At 68.5% G+C, this 16399-nt stretch carries 15 protein-coding genes; 5 read left to right on the top strand and 10 right to left on the bottom strand.

The window, feature by feature from the left end; all coding sequences use genetic code 11:
• Positions 1 to 37: 37 nt before the first annotated feature.
• The 9 genes from BKE09_RS21540 to BKE09_RS21500 form a co-directional block, all read right to left on the bottom strand.
• Positions 38 to 796, bottom strand: coding sequence for a 2,3-dihydro-2,3-dihydroxybenzoate dehydrogenase (locus tag BKE09_RS21540; protein ID WP_075677956.1), 759 nt, complete (start codon positions 794 to 796; stop codon positions 38 to 40).
• Complete coding sequence (locus tag BKE09_RS21535) at positions 787 to 4677, bottom strand: enterobactin synthase subunit F (RefSeq protein WP_075677954.1); 3891 nt, start codon at positions 4675 to 4677, stop codon at positions 787 to 789. Before BKE09_RS21535 ends, BKE09_RS21540 begins: the two co-directional genes overlap by 10 nt.
• Complete coding sequence (locus tag BKE09_RS21530; protein ID WP_075677952.1) at positions 4674 to 4931, bottom strand: phosphopantetheine-binding protein; 258 nt, start codon at positions 4929 to 4931, stop codon at positions 4674 to 4676. Before BKE09_RS21530 ends, BKE09_RS21535 begins: the two co-directional genes overlap by 4 nt.
• On the bottom strand, positions 4931 to 5563 hold the full coding sequence (locus BKE09_RS21525; protein ID WP_075677950.1) for an isochorismatase family protein: 633 nt from the start codon (positions 5561 to 5563) through the stop codon (positions 4931 to 4933). The genes BKE09_RS21530 and BKE09_RS21525 overlap by 1 nt, the downstream gene beginning before the upstream one ends.
• The gene (locus BKE09_RS21520) at positions 5563 to 7215 is read right to left on the bottom strand and encodes an AMP-binding protein (protein ID WP_075677948.1); all 1653 of its coding nucleotides are present in this window, start codon (positions 7213 to 7215) and stop codon (positions 5563 to 5565) included. The genes BKE09_RS21525 and BKE09_RS21520 overlap by 1 nt, the downstream gene beginning before the upstream one ends.
• Positions 7212 to 8405 carry an isochorismate synthase gene (locus BKE09_RS21515; protein ID WP_075677946.1) on the bottom strand — a complete coding sequence of 398 codons (1194 nt, stop codon included), beginning with the start codon at positions 8403 to 8405 and terminating at the stop codon, positions 7212 to 7214. Before BKE09_RS21515 ends, BKE09_RS21520 begins: the two co-directional genes overlap by 4 nt.
• On the bottom strand, positions 8402 to 9598 hold the full coding sequence (locus BKE09_RS21510; protein ID WP_075677944.1) for an MFS transporter: 1197 nt from the start codon (positions 9596 to 9598) through the stop codon (positions 8402 to 8404). The genes BKE09_RS21515 and BKE09_RS21510 overlap by 4 nt, the downstream gene beginning before the upstream one ends.
• Positions 9599 to 9749: 151 nt before the next feature.
• Positions 9750 to 10061: a DUF3817 domain-containing protein gene (locus BKE09_RS21505; RefSeq protein WP_075677942.1), complete on the bottom strand. Its 312-nt coding sequence runs from the start codon at positions 10059 to 10061 to the stop codon at positions 9750 to 9752.
• Positions 10062 to 10206: 145 nt separating this feature from the next.
• Positions 10207 to 11151, bottom strand: a complete 945-nt coding sequence (locus BKE09_RS21500; RefSeq protein ID WP_075677940.1) for a TIGR03571 family LLM class oxidoreductase — start codon at positions 11149 to 11151, stop codon at positions 10207 to 10209.
• Between the two features lie 66 nt (positions 11152 to 11217).
• Here BKE09_RS21500 and BKE09_RS21495 point away from each other — a divergent pair, with 66 nt between their 5' ends.
• From BKE09_RS21495 to BKE09_RS21475, 5 genes are all read left to right on the top strand, one after another.
• Positions 11218 to 11697 carry a GNAT family N-acetyltransferase gene (locus BKE09_RS21495; RefSeq protein ID WP_075677938.1) on the top strand — a complete coding sequence of 160 codons (480 nt, stop codon included), beginning with the start codon at positions 11218 to 11220 and terminating at the stop codon, positions 11695 to 11697.
• A 99-nt stretch (positions 11698 to 11796) separates the two neighbouring features.
• Positions 11797 to 13317 (top strand): thioredoxin family protein, encoded by a 1521-nt coding sequence (locus BKE09_RS21490; protein WP_075677936.1) that lies wholly within the window; start codon positions 11797 to 11799, stop codon positions 13315 to 13317.
• A 381-nt stretch (positions 13318 to 13698) separates the two neighbouring features.
• A complete protein-coding gene (locus tag BKE09_RS21485) occupies positions 13699 to 14328 on the top strand; it encodes a superoxide dismutase (protein WP_075677934.1) in 630 nt (209 codons plus the stop codon).
• A complete protein-coding gene (locus tag BKE09_RS21480; protein WP_075677932.1) occupies positions 14325 to 14903 on the top strand; it encodes a flavin reductase family protein in 579 nt (192 codons plus the stop codon). Before BKE09_RS21485 ends, BKE09_RS21480 begins: the two co-directional genes overlap by 4 nt.
• Positions 14900 to 15235: a tetratricopeptide repeat protein gene (locus tag BKE09_RS21475; RefSeq protein ID WP_005409958.1), complete on the top strand. Its 336-nt coding sequence runs from the start codon at positions 14900 to 14902 to the stop codon at positions 15233 to 15235. The genes BKE09_RS21480 and BKE09_RS21475 overlap by 4 nt, the downstream gene beginning before the upstream one ends.
• A gap of 5 nt (positions 15236 to 15240) precedes the next feature.
• Here the strand turns inward: BKE09_RS21475 and BKE09_RS21470 are convergent, their stop codons facing one another.
• On the bottom strand, positions 15241 to 16389 hold the full coding sequence (locus BKE09_RS21470; protein WP_075677930.1) for an acyl-CoA desaturase: 1149 nt from the start codon (positions 16387 to 16389) through the stop codon (positions 15241 to 15243).
• Positions 16390 to 16399 lie beyond the last annotated feature (10 nt).

Raw genomic sequence — 16399 nt, 5'->3', positions numbered from 1 at the left:
ACCGGGACCATGGATTGCCAGCCGGTATCGACAGGACTCAACCGCGCAGGGTGGCGCCGCCGTCCACGTACAGGTCGCTCATCGCGACGTGCCCAGCCTGCTCGGAGAGCAGGAACATCACCGAATGGGCAATGTCTTCCGGGGTGGCCAGCTTGCGCAGCGGGATGCCGGCCTTGTAGGTCTCCAGGTTGCCGGCGATCACCCGCTCTGCGCCATGCTCGTCCTGCCACATGCCGGTCTGCATCGGGGTCAGCGTTGAGCCCGGGGCGACGATGTTGCAGCGGATGCCGAGCGGCGCCAGCTCAAGCCCGAGGCAGCGGGTGAACATCGTGGCGGCGGCCTTGGACGCGGCATAGGCGGCCATGCCGTGCCGCGGTACCGCGGCCGCATTCGAACTGACGGTGACGATCGCGCCCTGGCCTCGCGGTGACATCACCCGCGCCAATGCACGCCCGACATGGAACACACCATCGGCATTGACCGCGAACACCCGGCGCCAATCGCCTTCGGTGGTCTCCGTAACAGCTCCCACATGCAGGACGCCCGCCACGCTGGCGGCAAGGCAAATTGGCCCAATGCTGGCTTCTACACGATCCACCAGTGCATCCACTGCCACGCTGTCGGTCACGTCGAGCGCAAACGCCTGCACACGTGCATCCACTACCACGGGCGCCTCACGGTCGGTCGCCACCACCGTGCAGCCGGCCTCGGCCAACAGCCGTACCAGTGCCTCGCCGATGCCGCCGGCGGCGCCGGTCACCAGTGCCACGCGACCTTCAAAGCCGGTCAACTGCATGTTGCGATCTCCTGTTGCTCATCCCAGTGGCGCAGGCGCGCCGACAGCCACGGCGCCAGCTGCGCCACCGCATCGCGCCCGGTCAGCTCGGCATGCAGGAACGGCAGTTCCAGCGCCTGCACCTTGCGTGCGTGCGCGCGCCACAGTGCCGACTGCAACTGTGGCCGCGCCTGATGGTCCCGGCCAGCGCGGACGTGCACCAGCGTGCCGTCGAACGGACGGTGGATGTGTTCGCGGATCAGTCGGTTGGTGCCAGTCACTGCGCGCACCACGCCATCGAGCACCACGTCCGGCAGGCTGCCGAGCGCACTACCACCGCGACGCAGGAAGCCGAGAATGCGTTCGCGGCTGTCCAGCTCCGGATGCGCGTCCGGGTCATGGCCGGCAATCGCCAGCAGTGCGCGCAATGCGGCGATGGCATCGGGTTCCGGTTCGGCCCGCCAGCATTCGCTGGGGTAGGCGTCCAGCAGCACCAGTTCACCGACTTCACGCCCGATTTCATGCAGGCGCACCGCCATCGCCTGGGCGAGGATGCCGCCCACCGACCAGCCCAGCAGATGCACCGGTCCCTTCGGCTGCAGCGCAACCACGCGCTGCACATAGTCATTGGCCATGGCTTCGATGCTGGACGGCAACGGCTGCTTCGGATCCAGCGCGGGCGACTGCAGGCCGTACACCGGTCGTGCCGGCTGCAGCGCGCGCGCCAGGCTGCGGTAGTTCCAGGCGATGCCACCGGCCGGGTGCAGCACGAACAGCGGAGTGGGCCCATCAGCATCAGTGGCAGCCAACGAGATCACCGGCCCCAACGCGTGGTCGGCCAGCGCCGGCGGCTCGGCAATGCGCGTCGCCAACGCGGCCACGGTCGGCTGCGCGAACAAGGCACCGAGGCCGAGGTCACAGCGCCAGCGTTGTTCGATCGCCAGCAGCAGGTGCACCGCGGACAGCGAGTCGCCGCCGAGGCTGAAGAAGTCCGCATCCACCGCCACGGGCGCATCGCGGCCCAGTGCCTGGGCGAACAGCACGGCCAGCTCCTGCTCCAGCGGCGTGCGCGGCGCCAGTCCGGCAATCTCGTTCTGCGGCGGCTTCGGCAAGGCATTGCGGTCGAGCTTGCCGTTCGCGGTCACCGGCCAGTGATCCACACCGACGAACGCCGAGGGCATCATGTAGTCCGGCACGCGCTTGGTCAGGTGGCTGCGCAGCATCACGGCATCGGCAAGCGCGGCTGGCACATAGGCCACCAGCCGCGCATCGCCCGGCGTGTCCTGGCGCAGCAGCACTTCCACGCGTTCCATGCCCGGCAGCTCGCGCAGTGCCGCCTCGATCTCGCCCAGCTCGATGCGCAGGCCGCGCAGTTTCACCTGATGGTCGCTGCGGCCGAGATACTCGACCGCACCATCGCGGCGCCAACGGGCCACATCGCCGGTGCGGTAGATCCGCTCGCCCGGCAGGAAGGGATCGGCCAGGAAGCGCTCGGCGGTCAGATCATCGCGGCCGAGGTAGCCACGCGCCAGCTGCACGCCGCCCAGGTACAGGTCGCCGGCCACACCGACCGGCACCGGCTGCATCCGCGCGTCCAGCACATACAAGCGGGTATTCCAGACCGGGAACCCGATTGGCACTGGCCGCGAGTGGTCCTGGGCCGAAGCCGGCCAGTAGCTGACGTCCACCGCGGCTTCGGTGGGGCCGTACAGGTTGTGCAGTTCGGCGTGCACGCGCGCATGGAAGCGATCGCGCAGTGAAGCGTCCAGCGCCTCGCCACTGGTGAATACGCGGCGCAGCTGCAGGCCCTCGGAAGCCGGCGCAGCGAGGAAGGCGTCGAGCATCGAGGGCACGAAGTGCGCCGTGGTGATGCCATGATCGCGGATCAGCCGCGCCAGCTCGGTCGGATCACGATGCGCATCCGGCGCGACGATCACCAGCGTAGACCCGCACAGCAGCGGCAAGAAGAATTCCCAGACCGAGACATCGAAGGTGGCTGGCGTCTTCTGCAGCACGCGGTCATCTGCGCGCACACCGTAGTGCTCGCGCATCCACAGCAGGCGATTGACGATGGCACGGTGCTCGATGACCACGCCCTTCGGCTCGCCGGTCGAGCCGGAGGTATAGATCACATAGGCTGCATCGCTGGGCGCCGGATCGGCCCACGGCGCTGCGAAACTCAACCCGGTCCATTGCTCAGGGGCAAGCACCGGCACCCCGGCCAGTCGCGGCTGCACGTCCGCCGCTGCCAGCACGCAGGCCGGTTGCGCCGAGGCCAGGATGCGGGCAAGGCGTTCGTCAGGATGCGCCAGATCCAGCGGCAGGTAGGCGGCGCCCGCGCGCAGCACCGCCACCAGCCCGATCACCAGTTCCAGCGAGCGCGGCAATGCCACTGCCACCACACTGCCCGGGCCGACGCCCATCGCGCGCAGCTGCGCGGCGAGTGCGAAGCTACGCGCTTCCAGCGTTGCGTAATCCAACGCAGCGTCGCCGAACACCAGCGCGGGTGCGTGTGGATCGCGGTCCATGCCCTGTTGCAGCAGCTCAACCAGCGTGGTCTGCGGCAGTGCATGCGCGGTGGCATTGAAACCGTGCACTACCTGCTGCGTTTCTTCGCCAGTGGCCAGCGGCACCGCCGCGATGTCTTCAGCCTCCAGCGCCGCCGACACGAAATGCAGCAGCCGCGCCGCGTGCGCCTGCACGTCCTCGCGGCTGTAGAGCGCAGGATTGGCTTCAATCTCCAGGTCGAGCAGGCGCTGGCCGTCGCCACGGAAGCCCAGCGTCAGGTCATCCACCGGCCCGGTACACAGCACCTCCAGCGTTGCCTGCACGCCGGTCAGCGCAAGCGGCTTGTAGAACGGCTGCACATTCACCAGCGGACCATGCAGCCGTTGCTGCGCGCCCACCAGGCCCAGGTCACGGCGCAACTGCTCGCCACGATAACGACCGTGCTTGCGGCCCTGGCTGAGTTGCCGGCCCAATGCCCGGGTAAACGCCTCGACACTGCCCTCGCCGGCCGCCACCCGCAGCGGCAGCACGTTCATCACCATTGCAGGCACACGGGCGGACGCGTTGCCAAGCCGCCCCATGTAAGGCACGCCCAGCACCACTTCATCGGCAGCGCTCATCCGTCGCAGATACTCGGCGGCGAGCGCGGCCAGTACATCCGGCCACGGCTGCAACCAGCGCACCGAGGCCTGCAGCAGCTGCTCCCGGAACCCCGCATCCAGCGGCTGCACCCAGCGCAGCGCATCGTCGCTGGCCGCCACGGTACCCGCCAGGCCCACGCCTGCCGGCGCCCCCTGCAACTGCTCGCGCCACCAGTGCCCGGCCTGCACGCGGCGTGGATCGACACGGTAGGCGGCATCATCCGCCAGCACACCGGACAGTCCTGGCAGCGGCTCACCCCTGCGGCAGGCATGCAACGCGCACACCCGATCAGTGAACAGCGCCATGCCATAGCCGTCGGCCGCCAGATGATGCACGCGCAGGTACCAGACCCAACGCTGTCCGCCCAGATCGAACAACACCTGCTGGCTGATCCGGTCGCGGGTCGGATCGACCGCGCTGAGACGGTCGGCCTGCATCAGCCTGCGGGCCGCAGCGGCGGGATCCGACTCGGCGGAAACATCACGCACCGAAAGCCGCGGCACGTGCGCCGGGTCATGCCACTGCAACGGCTGGCCGTCGGCCCCCTCGGCAAAGCGCAATGCGAAGGCCTGGGCCTCACCCGCAGCCTGGTCCGCCGCGGCGACGAACGCGGCCACATCCAGCGGACCGTCGATCCACACCGCATGTGCGGTATTGAACGACGGATTGTCCGGTGCCAGCCGCTGTGCGAACCACAGTCCGGCCTGGGCCTCGGTCAGTGCCACCGGCGTGGCCAGCGCGGCGGCGTTCATGCGTTCTGCGCGGCCTGCAGCGTCTGCACCACACCCCACCACTGGCGCAGCGTGGTGTGCTCGGCCAGCTGCGAGAACTCCAGCGGCAACCCAGTGTTACCCCAGGCCAGGACCAGGCCAAGCATGCGCATCGAGTCCAGGTCCAGGTCGATCAGGTTGTCGTCGTCACCGATCTCTGCCGGGGTGCATTCCAGCACCCGCGCCACATCGGCACGCATCCGCTCCAGATCCAGCATGTCACCCGTGGCAGCCATCACAGCACCTCCAGCAGCTGATCGGTGGTCATCGGCACCCCGCTGGTGCGCGCAATCCAATGCAGCGCCTGATCGTGGTCGGCACGCGAGAAGTCCGCCACCGCATCGGCGGCGATGAAGGCCTCGATATCACGCTGGAACGCCTCCACCACGGTCGCGGTGCAGCCGATATGGGCGTACACGCCGGTCACCAGCAGCTGGTCGCGCCCACGTACCCGCATCAGCGTCTCCAGGTTGCTGCGCTGGAACGCGCTGTAGCGGTGCTTCACCAGCACGTGCTCACCCGGCTGCGGTGCCAGTGCCTCGATGATCGGTTCATGGTCGGCGCTGCGGCGCATGCCCGGCCCCCACAGGTCGGCCTGCAGGCCACGGTCACGGCGATCCTGGTCGCCATGCTGGGCGGTGTAGAACACGGGAATGCCGTGCGCGCGGCAATGCGCCAGCAGGCGCACGATATTGTCCACCGCCGGCCGCAGCGGCGCACTGCCAGCGTCGAATGCTGCCAGGAAGTAGCGCTGCATGTCATGCACCAGCAGCGCAATTCGATCGCGCTGCGGGCGCCATGGGCCACGGGCCTGCGGCAGTTCGGCGGCGGTCGGCAAGGGGTAATCGGTAATACGGGGCAGCGCCATCAGCGCGTTCCTCCTGTCTGTTGCAGATGACGCGCGCGCAGCTGCGCGCGCAGTTCGCGGCGGCTGATCTTGCCGACCGCGGTGGTATCGAAACTGTCGACGAACACGACCTGGTCCGGCACCTTGAAGGCGGCCAGGCCGCGCGTACGCATCCAGGCCTTCAGTGCCGGCGCCTTGATCGGCTCACCCTGCTGGATCACGAACGCGCAGCTGCGCTCACCTAGATACTCGTCGGGAATGGAGACCACGGCGGCGTCGAACACGCCGGGGTGCGCCAGCAGATGGTCTTCGATCTCTTCGGCGGAGATTTTCTCGCCCGCCCGGTTGATGTGGTCACCGGCGCGGCCCTGCACCACCAGGTAGCCACCGGGCAGCTGCTGCACGCGGTCGCCGGTGCGGTAGAAGCCGTCGTCGGTGAACGAACGTGCATTGGCCACCGCATCGTTGTGGTAGCCACGGATGGTGTACGGGCCGCGGGTGAGCAGATGCCCCACTTCGCCTTCGGCTACCGGTTGGTCATGGTCATCGACCACGCGCACCTCGTCATCCGGACTGATCGGCCGGCCCTGGCAGGCCACGATCAGTTCCTCCGGATCATCCAGGCGCGTGTAGTTGACCAGTCCCTCGGCCATGCCGAACACCTGCTGCAGCGTGCAGCCAAGGCCATCGATCACCCGCCGTGCGGCTTCCGGCACCAGTTTGGCGCCGCCTACCTGCAGTACCTGCAGGCTGGACAGGTCGTGCTTGCTCGTAGCCGCGGCCTGTGCCCACAGCAACGCCAGCGGCGGCACCAGCCCGCAGCAGGTCACCCGTTCGCGGGCGATCAGCGGGAAGGCCGCATCCGGTCCCGGGCCCGGGCTGAGCACCACGCGGGCACCGGCATACAGCGCGCCGAAGAAACCGGGCGAGCTCATCGGAAAATTGTGCGCGGCCGGCAGCGCGACCAGGTAGACGCTGTCGCGGTCGATGCCGCAGAGGTCATTGCTGGCACGGAACGAATAGATGTAGTCGTCGTGGGTGCGCGGAATCAGCTTGGACAACCCGGTGCTGCCTCCGGAAATCTGCAGGAACGCCACCGACTGCGGGTCCGGGTCGGCCGGCAGCTGGCTGCGGTCTCCCTGCAGCGCCTCCAGCGCGGTGAACTCCGCCGCATCGCCATCGATGACCACCTGGCGCAGTGCCGGCACCTCGGCCTGCAGCGCCCGCGCCAGCCCGCGATGATCAAAGCCATCGTGCAGGTCGGTAGTGATGTAGGCACTGGCTTCGGCCTTGTTGGCGAAGTGCACCAGTTCGGTGATGCGGTGTGCAGGCAGCGCGTACACCGGCACCAGGCCGGCGCGGAACAGCCCGCAGATGGTGGTGATGAATCCGGCGGTGTTGCCCAGCTGTACCAGCACCCGCTCACCGGGCTGCAGGCCGAGCGCCAGCAGGCCGGCACCGATGCGACCGGCTTCGTGCCACAGCTGCGCATAGCTCAGGCGCACATCGCCAGCGACCACCGCGATGTCATCCGCGTAGCATTCCGCACGCTCGCGCAGGAACGCAGGGAAGGTCTCGCCGCGCCAGTGACCCGCCTCGCGATAGCGCGCCATCAGGTCATCAGGCCACACCTGCTGCAGTGGCAGGCGGGAAGAAACGGTAGGCGTGTTCATGCAGCAGGCTCGATGGCAGGCGCGGATTCATGGACACCCAGCGCGTTCAACAGGGCAGCGAACTTCGCTGCGGTCTCGGCCACCTCGGCCTCGGGCTGCGACTCAGCGACGATGCCGGCGCCGGCGTACAGGCGCAGCTGCGTACCCTGCAGGCGTGCGCAGCGGATCGCCACGTACCAGTCGCCATCCCCTTGCGCATCCAGCCAGCCGACCGCGCCGGCATAGAAGCCACGCGGCACCGGCTCCAGTTCGCGGATGCGCTGCAGTGCCGCCAACCGCGGCGTACCGCAGACCGCCGGGGTGGGATGCAGCTGCGCCAACAGCTCGGCCGCCGATGTCTGCGGATCCTTCAGGGTGGCGTGGATGCGGGTGCCCAGGTGCCACATGCTGGCGGTGGCATGCAGTGCCGGGCGCGGCTGCGCATCGATGTGGCTGCAATACGGTGCCAGGCCCTCGACGATGGCTTCGACCACATGGCGGTGCTCGTCATGGTCCTTGCTTGAAGCCAGCAATGCCTGCGCTGCACGCTCGTCCTCGGCGGCATCGGCACTGCGGCGTGCGGACCCGGCCAGCGGATGCGACAACAGCTCCGCGCCGCGCTTGCGCAGCAGCAGTTCCGGTGTAGCGCCGACCAGCCAGGCCGGGGCCTGCCCCAGTTCGACCGGCAGCGGCACCGCATAGGTGGCCACCGAGGGATCCGCGCCCAACCGCGCCAGCAGCACCTCCGGAGACAACGCCACGCGGGTGCGTGCCAACAGGCTGCGCGCCAGCACCACCTTGTGCAGGTCCTGGTCGGGCGCGCGCAACGCCTTCACTGCCGCGGCAACCGCAGCGGCATAGTCCTGCGCTGCGGGCTCCGCCTGCAGCGCGCCCTGCAGCGCCGGTGCCGCCTGCGGCTGCAACGGCAGGGCCGGCAACAGGCGCTCGGGCTGGTACAACGCATCGTCGGCACGCGGCTCGAACGGCACCGCACCGACCAGCAGCCCCGGGCCGCCACGCTGCTGGGCAAAGAACGCCGCAACGCGCTCAGCCAGGGTTGCCAGGGCGCCACTCGGCAGCGCGGCCCGGCAACCACGTGCGTGCACGTGCTGGCCGGCATGCTGCAGCAGGAACAGCGACGCGTCGTCAGTGCTCTCCAGCGGCGCCGGCGCAGCCTCCGGCCACGCACCCTGCATCAGGGAATCGTTCATGGGGTCTCCTTCATCCGATGCGCTGCGGCCAGCGCACACAGCAGCAGCAACAGTGCGCCGACCAGCAGATATGGCAGGCTGGGCCCGCCGCGATACAACAGCGTGCCGAGCATCGGCCCGGCCACCATGCCCAGCCCCTGCGCGGCCGCGACGGTGCCAGCGGCGGCACCCTGCTCGTGCGCTTCCACCGCGTCGGCGGCCAGCGCCTGGAACGAGGGGAACACGAAGCCCATGCCGAATGCGGCCAGCGCGTACGCCGCCGGCAACTGCCAGGCCTGCTGCACGCCCGCCACCGAGGCAAAGCCGATGCCGGAAATCACGGCGCCGAGGATGATCCAGCGGTGAGGATGCACGTCCAGCTTCATTACCAGCGCCTGCGCCAGGATCAGGCCGACACCGACCGCGGTCAGCGCGATGCCGGCCATGCGTGCACCGGCGGCCGCATCCAGGCCAAGGCGATCAATCGCGAAAAAGCCCACCGTCACCTGCGCGATGGTCACCGAGACCATTGCGATGAACGCCGCGAGCTGCGGCAGGCGCAAGCGCGGGTCGAGACGGCTCATCGGCGCGCGGCGCTGCGCGGAAGCCCCCACCACCGGCGGCGTCGCTGGCAGCCGCCAAGCCAGCAATGCCAGTGCCAGCAACGGCAGCAACGCGGCCACATACAGCGCCAGCGAAAGATTGGTATAGGCCAGCCAGCCGGCAGCGGCCGGACCCAGCACCATGCCCAGCGCGTTGGCACTGCCCAGACGGGCGAGGAAGCGGGCGCGCTGCCCGGTCGGCGCCTTGTCGGCAATCAGCGCGGCAGCGGTAGGCGGCACCGCTGCGTAGAACAGGCCGATCAAGCCACGCGCACCGACCAGCACCAGCACCGATACCAGTACCGGCGGCACCGTCTGCAGGGCGACGTCGATGAACACCGCCAGCACGATGTAGACCACGGTGTACGCGCTCATCGCCAGCATCAGCACGCGCTTGCGGCCGATGCGATCGCTGAGCTGGCCCCACGGACGTGCCGCCAGCATCCACAGCACGCCTGCGGCGGTGACCGACAGGCCTGCATGCCACTCGGACAGACCGAGCATGCGGACCACCGGGCCGATCACGGCGACGAAGGACATCATCGCCATGGTGCCGATCAGGGCGGCCAACACCAGTGCCGGCAAGCCGGGAACGACGGGACGTGCGTGCATGGAACACCAGCCGTAACAGGGAGGGATCGCCGGGCGCACCTGCGCCCTGCCTGGCACCGGCCCTGTTCAGGACCGGACGCCACCCGCAAATGATAACGGCTCGTATTTGCATTTGATACCCATTCTCTTGAACGGGCACGCAACAGCGACTTCAGCGCACGACGCGCAGGCCCAGCAGGCCACGGCGCTTGAACCACCATTCCAGCGGCAGCGTCACCAGCGGCGGAATGGCCGCCAGCAGCGCCAGCGCACTGGCCCACCACGGCCAACGCAGGCGTACCGCCGCGAACAGGGTGACCGCCACATAGACCAGGAAGGCCACGCCGTGCAGGGGCCCGAACAGCTTGACCAGTGCCACGTTGGCCATCGGGCCGTACTTCATCCACATGCCGATGAGCAGGCCGGCCCAGGTCACGGCCTCGATGAAAGCGACCGCCGCGAACAGGCGTCCAGTCGGGTGCATGGGGGAACGTTGGGTCACGCGGGGCTCCGGCATCGGGATATCAAATGCGAATGATACGCAGATGCGCACACTCTGTAGAGTCGAGCCATGCTCGACTGCCGTTGATTCGGCATATCGCACAGAAGCAGTCGAGCATGGCTCGACTCTAAAGTCGGTGCGCGGATACCACCGGCAGAACCTGCTCGCCAATCTCACGCAGCACTTCATCCATCGGCCGCCCGTTGTCGACCAGATTGAACATCACATGCGCCACACCCTGCGCATGTACGCGCAGCAGGTAGTCACGCAGGCCATCGCGGCCGACCTTCAGGCCCAGCGGCAGCGGCTCGGCCGGCGCCTGCGGATCGGCCTGCAGGTCCAGCAGCATCGACTGCACGAACGGCTTGCCTGGCCCACCACGCTGCACCAGCGCCTGCTGCCACAGGCCGATCCGCCCCTCCTGCGCAGCTTCCTCGCGGTGATAGGTGGCCCAGCCCTCGGCTTCGCGCGCGATCCACTGCAGGCTCTGCCGTGCCGTGCCCACCACCAGCATCGGGATTCGCGTGGCCGGCGCGGGCAGCACATCGAAGCCACCGGTCGCCCGCAGGACGGTCGCCCGTTCGTTCGTATCGGGGGACAGCGCCGCGCGCAGCAACCACCAACGATCACGGAAGGTCGCCGCCCTGCCCTCCAGGTCCTCGCCGAACGCGGCGAACTCCTCCGGGCGGTCACCCGAACCCAGGCCCAACACGAAGCGCCCATCGCTGATCCGGTCCAGGCTCAGTGCCGACTTCGCCACCTGCAACGGCTGGCGCAACGGCAGCACGATCGCTGCGCTGCCGACCACGATGCGCCCGGTCGCGGCCGCCAGCATGCCCAGCCACAGGAACGGATCGTCCAGTGCACTGGCTGTCGCGTCTGGCCCCTGTGGGACCATCAGCGGCACGTCGCGCGTCCACAACGCGGCGAAGCCAAGATCGTCGGCCAGCCGTGCGATGCGCCGCGCCTCGCGCGGATCGGCCAGCCCATGCGCCGCAACGGGCGTCATCAGGCCCAGGCTCAGTCCCTGTTGCGGAAACAACGATGCGTAGGCGGGATTGAATTCACTCATGCCACCAGCTTAGCGTGCAGGTACCCGGCGACGATGACACGCCACACACCACAGGAAGAACGCTGCATGCCGAAGATCCGCCCCGCTTATGCCGATGACCTGCCTGCGATCAGTGCGGTGTGCCTGGCCGCGTTCAACGAGGCAGTGGCGCCGTCGCTCGGCGCGGCCGGCATCGCCACCTTCGGCAGTGTCGCTGCAGCCGATGCGTTCGCTGCGCGCCTGCAGGGTGACAACCACATCCTGGTGGCCGAGCAGGATGCGCGCGTGGTCGGCGTGGTCGAACTGAAGGAGGGCCGGCACCTGGCGATGCTGTTCGTCGATCCCGCCTGCCAGGGCCAGGGCATCGGCCATGCGCTGTTCGAGGCGGTGCTGCCGCAGGTGCGCGAACCGGTGCTGACCGTGCGTGCCTCGCTCAATGCGGTGCCGACCTACCTGCGCTATGGCTTCGTGCTGGATGGCGAGGTCGGCGAGTTCAACGGGCTGGTGTACCAGCAGATGGTGCGGGCGGCGCCGCCTTCGGCAGGGGCAGCCCCTGGTCCGCATTGACCTCCGGCCCACATTCCCTGCAGCGTGTCCGATATAAGCAAACTGAATCAGCACCTGCGCCGGCCGTTCCTACAATGGCCTGTCACCCCGCCCTTCGAGATGCTGCCGATGCGCGTCGCGCTTTCCGTGTTGCTGCTGGCTTCGGCGCTGAGCGCCTGCACTCCGGCCCCGGTTTCCACCGCCAGTTCCGCCGAGGCGCCCGCGCCGGCCAGCTCCATCGCCTGGCGCCAGGGTGACGTCGACGATGCCTTCGCCGAGGCCGCCGACAGCGGCAAGCCGGTGCTGCTGTACTGGGGCGCGGTCTGGTGCCCGCCGTGCAACCAGCTCAAGGCCGGCCTGTTCAAGGACCCGGCGTTCATCGCGCTGACCAGCAAGTTCGTGCCGGTCTACCTGGATGGCGACGAGGAAGGTGCGCAGGCCTGGGGCGAGCGCTTCGGCGTACGCGGCTACCCGACGCTGATCGTGCTGGACCCGCAACGCAACGAAATCACCCGCGTCGCCGGTGGCAATGACGCCGCCGAACTGACCCGGGCCCTGACCGTTGCCGCAGGCCGCCGCAGTGCTGTTGCTGCCACCCTGGCCACCGCGTTGGCAACGCCGGACCGACTGGCCGCCGAAGACTGGCAGGTGCTGGGCGACTACGGCTGGGAAGTGGACGCCAACCGCCTGGCCGGCGAGCGCAGGAGCCAGGACGTGCTGCGCCAGTTGTCCAAGGCCGCACCGGATGCCGCCCTGCAGCGTCGCTTCGCCCTGCTTGCCTTGGCAACGGCCGAAAAACCCGATGCCTCGCCCACCGAAGTACGCGAGCTGCTGCAGGCGGTGCTGGCGCAACCGGCGGAAGTGCGCCGCAACCGTGAGTTGCTGGGCTATGCCGGCGTGCAGCTGGTCAAACAGGCCAGCGCCGGGCCGGCCACCAGCAACACGCTGGGGCAGCAGCTGCTGGTCGCGCTGGAGCGCGCCGATGCCGAGCGCGGTGACCGCGCCGACGATGCGTTGTCGCGCGCGCTGACCGAAGTATCGCTGGCCCGCCAGCAGCAACCGAAGGGCGCGTTGCCGGCGGCACTCGTGGACCGGGTCAAGCAGCGCGTGGCCGCGGCCGATGCCGCCGCCACCGATGCGCATGCACGTCAGGCCACGATCAGCAGCGCGGTGTACGCATTGCGCGAGGTCGGTGACGACGCCGGTGCCGAGGCCCTGCTACTGGCCGAACTGAAGCGCAGCGAGCAGCCGTACTACTACATGCCCGAGCTGGCCGAACTGGCCGAGCAGCGTGGCGACACCGCCGGGGCGCTGGAGTGGTTGAAGCGTGCCTACGATGGCGCGCAGGGCCCCGCGACGCGCGTGCAGTGGGGCGTGCTGTACGTGGAGGGCCTGCTCAGGCTGGCGCCGGACGATGCGCCGCGCATCGAGCAGGCTACCGCCTCGCTGATCGCCGAACTGGAAGCACAGCCTTCGGGCTATCACCAGCGCACCCGCCAGCGCTTCGAGCGCCTGGCCGGGCAGTTGAAGGCGTGGAGCAGCAAGCACCAGGGCGCTGAGACGCTGGCGCGGTTGCAGCAGCGGATGCAGCAAGCGTGCGGCGAGCAGGTGGATGGCGCGTGCAAGGAGTGGTTGAGTTGATGAAAGCGCTGGCGGCTGGTTCGCCTGCCGGCGCTTTTGTTGATATCGGTTGTGGCGGGGGGAGCGCATCAGCGCGCCGGTGAGGGTTCGGAAAGCGGGTTCTGGTAGTGCAGGCCGTTGGCCGGCAACCCGACCTTCGCTGATTGCCGGCCAGCGGCCTGCACTACCATTCCGCTCCTGCTCCTGCCTTTGATTCCGCCTCCACGCCAGCGCAGGGAGCTTTCCTGCAGGGGCTGACCCATCAGCCCCTGCCTGCCAGGAAGAATCAAGGCGATGAACGCGCACGCATTTCAATCCCGCTCTTGACCTCAACCAATGTTGAGGTGAGATAACGATCTCCGCACGGCCAACCCCCTGGCCTTCCCCACGGAGATTGCTTCGATGTCGTACTCGCTCCCCCCGCTCCCCTACGCCTATGACGCCCTCGAGCCGCATTTCGATGCGCGCACGATGGAAATCCATCACAGCAAGCACCACCAGACCTACGTCAACAACCTCAATGCCGCCATCGAGCAGGCCGGCATCGCCGAACAACCGGTCGAGGCGCTGATCGCCAACCTCGATGCCGTGCCCGAGGCGCAGCGCGGCGCGGTCCGCAACAACGGCGGCGGCCACGCCAACCACAGCCTGTTCTGGACCGTGCTCAGCACCGACGGCGGCGCGCCCGATGACGAGCTGGCCGCGGCCATTGACCGTGACCTCGGCAGTTTCGACGCCTTCAAGGACGCCTTCACCAAGGCTGCGCAGACCCGTTTCGGCAGTGGCTGGGCCTGGCTGACCAGCGATCGTGATGGCGGCCTGCAGGTGGAAAGCAGTGCCAACCAGGACAGCCCGCTGATGGGTGCAGCCGTCGGCCTGTCCGGCAATACCCCGATCCTCGCACTGGACGTCTGGGAGCACGCCTACTACCTGCACTACCAGAACCGTCGCCCGGACTACATCGGCGCCTTCTTCAACATCATCAACTGGGCCGAGGTCGGCCGGCGCTACCGCCAGGCCCGGGCCTCATGAGCGGCGAGACACTGCCGTACGCCGGGCCGTGGGCGGGGGTCTTCCCCGCTCCGGCCCCGGTGCCGTCGGTCAAGATGCCGCCGCGTGCATTGCGGCGGCTGCTCGGCCATTTCCCGACCGGCGTCGCCATCGTCTGCGCACGCGATGCGCAGGGAAAACCGGTCGGCCTGACCATCAACTCGTTCGTGCCGGTGTCGCTGCAGCCGCCGCTGGTGTTGTGGAACCTGGCGCTGCACGCGCAGAGCCTGTCCACCTTCCAGCGCGCCACCCGCTTTGCGATCAGCGTGCTGGCGGCCGACCAGGAAGCACTGGCACGGCGCTTCGCCGATCCGCAGGTACGCAACCGCTTCGACGACCTGCCACTGCTGGACGACGACGAAGACGCACCACCGCGCATCGCCGGTGCGGTGGCCCATCTCACCTGTACCCGCCACGCGCAGTGGCCGGTGGGTGATCACCTGCTGCTGGCCGGTCGCATCATAGCGGTACACGAGAACGGCGGTGCGCCGCTGCTGTTCCATCGCGGCCGTTTCCAGCCCGGACCGGCCGAACTGCTGGTGGAGGTGCGCGGATGAACATCGAGGCTCTGGAATGCATGCTCGCCGCCGGCAAGGACGGCGCGCTGCTGCGCTTCGGCCTGGGCAAAGGCTGGCTGGATGCCGGCAACCCGGTGCGTGCGGCGACCCATCTTGGCCGTTGCGTGGTGCTTGATCCGCAGTATTCAGCGGCGTGGAAGCTGCTCGGCAAGGCCTGGCTGGCCAGTGGCCAGCCGCAGGCGGCGCGCGAAGCGTGGCAGCGCGGGCTGAGCGTGGCCGGCAGCAAGGGCGACCAGCAGGCACGCAAGGAAATGCAGGTGTTCCTGCGGCGCCTGGACCGCGAGCAGGCGGACCTGGCGAAAGCGGGCTGAGTCGATCAGCCCGCGTTGGCCGATGCCGGTGCGGACATGATGTCCGACATCGGCAGGCGGCGCGGCTTGCTCGGGAATGCGTGGCGCAGGATGCGCCAGACCACCTGGCCGAACTGGCGCGGCAGCGAGCCGTTGTTGTAGTGCTGGCCGTAACGGCGACAGATGTCCTTCACTTCCTTGGCGATGGCCGCGTAGCGGTTGGCCGGCAGGTCCGGGTAGAAGTGGTGCTCGATCTGGTGGCTGAGGTTGCCCGAAAGCACGTTGATCAGGAAGCCGCCGCTGATGTTGGACGAACCGCGCAGCTGGCGCAGGTACCAGTGGCCGCGCGATTCATTGCGCAGGCATTCCTTCGGGAAGGTTTCCGATTCGGCGGTGAAGTGGCCGCAGAAGATGATCACGTAGGTCCAGATGTTGCGCAGGCCGTTGGCAACCAGGTTGCCCAGCATCACGGTGAGGAAGAACGGGCCGGCCAGCAGCGGGAAGAACACGTAGTCCTTCAGCACCTGGCGCAGCATCTTGCGCGCCACCGGGCGGGTCTGCAGCCACATCGCACGGGCACTCATGCGGCCCTTCAGCCAGCGGCCCAGGCGCAGGTCCTGCGCGGCCACGCCCCACTGGAACAGCAGCGCGAAGATCGGCGCGATGATCGGCTGCAGCAGGTAGAACGGCTTCCAGCGCTGCTCCGGGAAGATGCGCAGCAGGCCATAACCGATGTCATCGTCCATGCCACGCACGTTGGTGTAGGTGTGGTGGCGGAAATTGTGGGTCTTGCGCCAGTTGTCGGCGGTGGCAACGATGTCCCACTCGTAGGTGTTGCCGTTGAGCTTGGGGTCGCCGGTCCAGTCGAACTGGCCGTGCATGACGTTGTGGCCCAGCTCCATGTTCTCCAGGATCTTCGACAGCGCCAGCAGCAGCGTGCCGGTGATCGCGGCCGGCCACAGCAGCGGCATCCAGAACAGCGGCGAGAACGCCGCCAGGAACAGCAGGCCACGGCCCCCCACACCGAACCAGCGCACGGCAGCGGCCACGCGACGGATGTAGCGGGTATCGGAGGCGCCGAGGCTGCCGATCACACGGTCGCGGATCGCGTCGAGTTCCTCACCGAAGGCATGCATCTCGGCAGTACTCAGGGCACGGTCGGTAGCGCGGGTCATGGCAGGCGTC

Origin of the sequence: Stenotrophomonas sp. TD3, assembly GCF_001939825.1 — a bacterium.
In the GTDB taxonomy this organism is placed as follows: Bacteria; Pseudomonadota; Gammaproteobacteria; order Xanthomonadales; family Xanthomonadaceae; genus Stenotrophomonas.
Note: the sequence above shows the minus strand (reverse complement) of the source record. Positions and strands in the feature narration are given on the sequence as shown.